Origin of the sequence: Microbacterium sp., from assembly GCF_031988965.1 — a bacterium.
Classification (GTDB): Bacteria; Actinomycetota; Actinomycetes; order Actinomycetales; family Microbacteriaceae; genus Microbacterium.
The window spans coordinates 1-5,633 of the sequence record NZ_DALZXX010000166.1; the positions used below are offsets into that span (position 1 = coordinate 1).

Annotated in this window: 5 protein-coding genes and 1 pseudogene; 3 read left to right on the top strand and 3 right to left on the bottom strand. The window is 68.2% G+C overall.

Annotated elements, in window-relative coordinates:
* From RTM68_RS16520 to RTM68_RS16530, 3 genes and pseudogenes are all read right to left on the bottom strand, one after another.
* Window positions 1–406 (bottom strand): annotated as a pseudogene (locus tag RTM68_RS16520) (D-2-hydroxyacid dehydrogenase); the annotation flags it as partial.
* Window positions 403–1,047 (bottom strand): RraA family protein, encoded by a 645-nt coding sequence (locus tag RTM68_RS16525; protein ID WP_312173014.1) that lies wholly within the window; start codon window positions 1,045–1,047, stop codon window positions 403–405. The pseudogene RTM68_RS16520 and the gene RTM68_RS16525, both read right to left, overlap by 4 nt.
* Before the next feature lie 16 nt (window positions 1,048–1,063).
* Complete coding sequence (locus RTM68_RS16530; protein ID WP_312173017.1) at window positions 1,064–2,332, bottom strand: Glu/Leu/Phe/Val dehydrogenase; 1,269 nt, start codon at window positions 2,330–2,332, stop codon at window positions 1,064–1,066.
* 295 nt (window positions 2,333–2,627) lie between these two features.
* Between RTM68_RS16530 and RTM68_RS16535 the strand changes: the two genes are divergently transcribed.
* From RTM68_RS16535 to RTM68_RS16545, 3 genes are read left to right on the top strand one after another with little or no spacing between them, the layout of a single operon-like run.
* Window positions 2,628–3,968: an MFS transporter gene (locus tag RTM68_RS16535; RefSeq protein WP_312173020.1), complete on the top strand. Its 1,341-nt coding sequence runs from the start codon at window positions 2,628–2,630 to the stop codon at window positions 3,966–3,968.
* 25 nt (window positions 3,969–3,993) lie between these two features.
* On the top strand, window positions 3,994–4,824 hold the full coding sequence (locus RTM68_RS16540) for a 5-oxoprolinase subunit PxpA (protein WP_312173023.1): 831 nt from the start codon (window positions 3,994–3,996) through the stop codon (window positions 4,822–4,824).
* Between the two features lie 12 nt (window positions 4,825–4,836).
* Entirely contained in the window at window positions 4,837–5,547 is a 711-nt protein-coding gene (locus RTM68_RS16545; RefSeq protein WP_312173026.1) for a carboxyltransferase domain-containing protein, read from the top strand.
* Window positions 5,548–5,633: the final 86 nt, after the last annotated feature.

Sequence of the window (5,633 nt, forward strand, 5' to 3'; positions counted from 1 at the left end):
CGGCCAGCGGTCCGCCGTGCACGCCGGCGCTGGTCGTGAAGCGCACGCGGTTCAGCTCGGGGTCGGTGAGGCCTGCCGCGCGGACCTGACCGCCGCCGCCGGCCGCCATCGTCTGCACCCAGCGCAGCGACGGGTTGGCGCGTACGGTGCGGGCGAGGGCTGCCGGGTCGACGTCGGGGATCCCGTAGAGCGCCTCGGCGCGGTCGACGAGGGTCTCGAACCGATGCTGCTGCTCGGGCGACCGGCGGAACGCGGGGTCGCCGGAGAAGTCCGCGGCATGTCGCATCGGGGGAAGGAGATCCGGCTCGAACACCAGGTCGATGCGGGGCTCGATCTCGACGATCCGCTCCGCATCCTTCTCCTTGAGGGGTGTGGCGACGACGACGCTGAGGCGATCCGCGCTCATCGCTGCGCCTCGCGCGCCGCACGCAGCTCGACGACCTCGGCGTCCTTCGCGGCCTCGAGAGCGACGATGGCATCGGCCCCGGCGAGGGCCGCCTCGACGCGCGACGGCGGGATCACGATCACACCGTCGGAGTCCGCCACCACGATGTCTCCGGGGGAGACGACCACCCCGCCGAGAGCGACGGGCACGCCGATGCGCCCGGGACCGTTCTTGTAGGGGCCGGCGGGGGTGAGTCCGCGGGCGAAGACGGGGAACCGCAGCGACTCGATGATGTCGCGGTCGCGGACGCATCCGTCGACGATGGCCCCGGTGGCGCCGAACAGATCGAAGCGCTGGGCGAGGTTGTCGCCGAGGATCGCGCGGCCGTCGTACCCGCCGGCGTTGATGATGACCACGTCGCCCGGCTGGATGTGATCGAGCGCCTCGATCACGGCCTTGTTGTCTCCCGCGGTGGTGAGCACGGTGAGGGCGCTGCCGACGATGCGGGAGCCCGGCCAGATCGGCGCGATGCCGGCGTCGACGATGTCGAGCCGCTCGAGTCCGTCGCCGAGGTTGGCGGTGGAGTGCTCGGCGAAGCGGGCCAGCGTCTCGGCGGAGGGGCGCTCCCAGGAGGGGGCGATGGCGATGTTGGTCTCGGTCATGATGTCTTCCTTCGAATCAGGGGTACAGGCCGCGGTTGAGGTGCGCGTCGTAGACGCGCGCCACCGCGATGGTCATCGCCGACTGGCGGAGGGTGGTGCGGTTGCGGATCGAATGGGCCAGGACCTCGTCCCAGGCGGCAGTCATCCGCTCGCGAAGCCGCTGCTCGACCGTGTCGAGCGACCAGCGGTAGGTCTGCCGACCCTGCGCCCACTCGAAGTACGAGACGACGACGCCTCCGGCGTTCGCGAGGATGTCGGGGACTACGAGGATGCCGCGTTCGGCGAGCCGGTCGTCGGCGTCGGTCGTGGTCGGGCCGTTCGCGCCCTCGACGACGATCCGCGCCCGCACCTCATCGACGTTGGCCGCCGTGATGACGCCCTCGACAGCGGCGGGCACGAGCAGGTCCACCTCGAGCGTCAGCGCATCGCCCGCGGCGAGAGCGTCTGCGCCGTCGAACCCGAGGACCGTGCGATGCATGTCGACGTGACGATCCAGCGCATCGAGATCGAGTCCGCCTGCGCGGTGCACGGCGCCGTGCTCGTCGGAGACGCAGATGATGCGCACGCCGGCGTCGGCGAGGAAGCGGGCGGCCGAGCGGCCGACCTTGCCGTAGCCCTGTACGGACGCTGTCGCGCCCTCGACGCGGATCCCCCGGTGCTCGAGTGCGGCGATCGCGACGAGCGCGACGCCCCGAGACGTCGCGGTCGCGCGTCCGAGCGAGCCGCCGAGGCTGAGGGGCTTGCCGGTGACGACGTCGGGCACGGTATAGCCGACGTTCGCCGAGTAGGTGTCCATGATCCAGGCCATGGTCTGCTCGTTCGTGCCGATGTCCGGGGCCGGGATGTCACGATCGGGGCCGATGATCGGAAGGATCTCATTGGTGTAGCGGCGGGTGGCACGTTCGAGCTCGCCGGTGGAATGCCGAGTCGGGTCGATCGCGATGCCGCCCTTCGCACCCCCGTAGGGGAGGTCGACGAGAGCGCACTTCCACGTCATCCACATCGCCAGCGCACGCACCTCGTCGAGGGTGACGCCGGGGGCGAAGCGCAGCCCGCCCTTCGCCGGCCCACGGGTGAGGCTGTGCTGCACCCGGTACCCGCGGAGCGTCAGCATGGTGCCGTCGTCGGTGCGCAGCGGCACTGCGACGGAGAGCTCACGCCGCGGCGTCACGAGCATCTCGAAGACGTCGTCTCCGTAGTCGAGGATGTCCAAGGCCTGCCGCAGCTGACGCCTGGCGTCAGTGAGGGGCGTCGGGACCGAGGTCACCGGTGTATCGAGCAGCATCCTTGCCTCCATGCGAAATGCGAAGCCAATCTCATTTTGTATGACGATCATGCCTCACTCCCGAGTCGAGCACAAGGCCGGCCTGAATCGTCGACAGACGGGCATCTGCCCGAAACATTCCCGAAATATGGGGCTTCTATGGTCATCAGCCAACACCCTTCGAAATCCCTTGACGGGTGAATCTTGACCAAATCAAAATGCAACTCTATTCTCAGATGCGATCCTGTTCGCAGGATCGAGGGCGTAGAATCTCCTCACGCCCCAGGGTTGCCCGATTTCGAAGGTGAGACATGCAATGACTGCAGAAGCGCAACCACTCAGCACCGAACAGGTCGCTGTCGTGACGGCCGATGGCAAGGTCGTCCGCAAGGCGACCATCGCCGGGGCCATCGGAAGCTTCGTCGAGTGGTACGACTACGGCATCTACGGACTGCTGGCCACGTATCTCGCGATCAACATCATGGGGGGCGCAGACACAGGAGCGCTCTTCCTCACGAACGTCGGATTCCTGGTGAGCTTCATCGCTCGCCCGTTCGGCAGTGTGATCTGCGGGTACCTCGGTGACCGGATGGGGCGTAAGACGCTGCTCTCGGCGCTCTTGATCCTCATCTCGGCCGCCACCGCCTGCATCGGCCTGATCCCCTCGCACGAGGTCATCGGGGTCGCCGCCCCCATCCTGCTCATCGGACTGCGCGTGCTGCAGGGCTTCTCGGCCGGCGGCGAGGTCGCCGGTGCGATGGCCTTCGTCGGCGAGTACGCCCACAACGCGACCCGCAACTTCTCGATGTCGTTCATCGCCGTCGGCTCGTTCCTCGCGCTGATGTTCGGCTCGGCGTTCTCCGCCGTGCTCATCACGACGCTCGGCGACACGACCATGGAGGCGTGGGGCTGGCGCATCCCGTTCCTGTTCGCCGCTCCCCTCGGCTACATCGGCTTCTACATCCGCAGCAAGATGGAGGAGACCCCGCACTTCGAGGCTCTGCGTGAGCGCAAGTCGGTCGCTCGCAACCCGCTGAAGGCCGTCTTCACCTCGAAGCGCACGATGCTCGCCATCGTGCTGACGATCTTCCTCCCTGCGCTGAACGGCCCCGGCTACTACCTGCTGTTCGCCTACATGCCGACGTACCTGAAGACCTCACTCGGCGAGGGCCAGAACTTCACGATGTTGCAGGCGCTCCTCGTCACGGCGTCCAGCCTTGTCGCGATCATCATCTCGATCCCGCTCATGGCGCGTCTGTCGGATCGCATCGGCCGCAAGAAGGTGCTCGCGTTCTCCGCCGTCGCCACCGCGATCGTCGCGTACCCGATGTTCGCGATGATCACCACCGGACAGATGGGGCTTGCGATCATCGCGACGATCGTCATGGCCATCGCGTTCTCTGGCCACGCCGCGGTCATCCACACGGTGCTCACCGAGATGTTCCCGACGACGGTGCGCTACAGCGCGTACAGCATCGGATTCAGCCTCTCGACGATCATCTTCGGTGGAAGCGCTCCGCTGGTGATGACCGCGATCATCAACGCGACCGGCAGCAGCATGGTTCCGGCCTTCGCCGCGATCATCACTGCCGTCATCACACTGGTCGCCCTGGTCTTCGTGAAGGAGACCCGCGGAACCGCGCTGCGCGCGGAGTGATCCCGCGGAGTGATCCCGCGAGAGCATGGACTCTGAGAAGAAGGAGAAGGACATGGGCGTGAATTCGGTCGCCGTCGTCGCCGATCTCGGCGAGAGCTTCGGCAACTACACCATCGGCAACGACGAGGCCCTGCTCGACCTCGTGACGTCGTCGAACATCGCATGCGGCTTCCACGGCGGTGACCCTCGGGTCCTCGACAAGACGGTCGCCGAGTGCGTCAGCCGGGGGATCGAGCTCGGGGCGCACCCCGGATACCCCGACCTGGTGGGCTTCGGCCGCCGCCTCATCGAGGCGTCGGAGGAGGAGATCCGCACCGACGTGCTGTACCAGATCGGCGCGCTCGACGCGTTCGCCCGGGTGCACGGCGGAAAGATCAGCCATGTCGCACCTCACGGCCGCATGGGCAGCATCGCGCAGACGGATGCGAAGCACGCCAGGGCCATCACGGATGCCGTCGCGGCGTACGACCCGTCGTACATCGTGATCTGCCAGCAGGGGCTTCTCGCCGAAGAGTCGCGCAAGCGCGGACTCGAGGTCGGGTACGTCTTCCTCGCCGACCGCGGGTACGGTGCCGACGGCTGGCCCGTCGCCCGGTCGCACCCCGGTGGTCTGATCTACGACCCGCAGGCGATCGGTGACCGCGTGGCCCAGGTCGTGCGCGACGGCACCGTGACCACGGTCGACGGCGAGGTCGTCCCGCTCGGCCACGACGCCGACATCGTGCTCCTGCACGGTGACCACCCCACGGTGCTCGAGAACGGCACGGCTCTGCGTGCCGCTCTCGACGCCGAGGGGATCCGTGCGACGGGTCTGCGCGACGTCCTCGCTGAGAAGGCCGCGCTCGCCGCGCGCTGATCGGAGTCCCTGATGTCTGCATTCCCGCTCTCGATCGCCGAGTACGGCGACGGCGCCGTGATGGTGACGGTACGGAGCCCTGAGGAGACGGAGCGCCGTCACCTCATCGGCGAGCTCCGCGAGCGGGTGCTGACCGACCTGCCGCCGGGCGTGGAGGACATCGTGTCAGGGCTCGAGTCGCTGCTGGTCGAGTTCGACCCGCTGGTGACCACGTCCGAACAGGTGTCGTTCGCGCTCGGCGCGCTCGGCAAGGCCGACATCGTCTCGGGCGCCCGCCCGGGGCCGTCGAGTCTGGTCGTCCCGATCGTCGTGAACGACGAGACGGCGCCCGACCTCGCCGACGTCGCGGATGAACTCGGCCTCTCTCCCGACGAGGTGATCGATCTGCTCGAGTCGTCGACGTTGACCGTCAACCTCCTGGCGGCCGCGATGGCGCCGATGATGGACGGCCTAGATGTCCCGAGCCCCGTGCGCCGCCAGGCCACTCCGCGCACGGACGTGCCTGCGGGCTCGGTGATGATCGCGGGCCGCAACGCGATCATCCAGCCGTTCCCCGGCCCGACCGGATGGCGGGTCATCGGACGCAGCCCGCTGCGGATCGTCGACATCACCCGCGACGCGCCCGTGTCCTTCGCACCCGGCGACCGGATCGCCTTCCGCCGCATCAGCGAGACCGAGGCCGCAGCTCTCGACGGCGTCTTCCTCGAAGGGGGCGTGCGATGACCACGACGATCCACTTCCACGAGGTCGGCTGGCGCACCACGTTCCAGGACCTGGGGCGCGTCGGCACCGAGCGCCTCGGCGTGCCT

Bases quoted from the DNA above. Each gene is read 5' to 3' on its own strand.
- RTM68_RS16525 (WP_312173014.1), bottom strand. From the start codon at position 1,047: ATGACCGAGACCAACATCGCCATCGCCCCCTCCTGGGAGCGCCCCTCC.
- RTM68_RS16530 (WP_312173017.1), bottom strand. From the start codon at position 2,332: ATGCTGCTCGATACACCGGTGACCTCGGTCCCGACGCCCCTCACTGAC.
- RTM68_RS16535 (WP_312173020.1), top strand. From the start codon at position 2,628: ATGACTGCAGAAGCGCAACCACTCAGCACCGAACAGGTCGCTGTCGTG.
- RTM68_RS16540 (WP_312173023.1), top strand. From the start codon at position 3,994: ATGGACTCTGAGAAGAAGGAGAAGGACATGGGCGTGAATTCGGTCGCC.
- RTM68_RS16545 (WP_312173026.1), top strand. From the start codon at position 4,837: ATGTCTGCATTCCCGCTCTCGATCGCCGAGTACGGCGACGGCGCCGTG.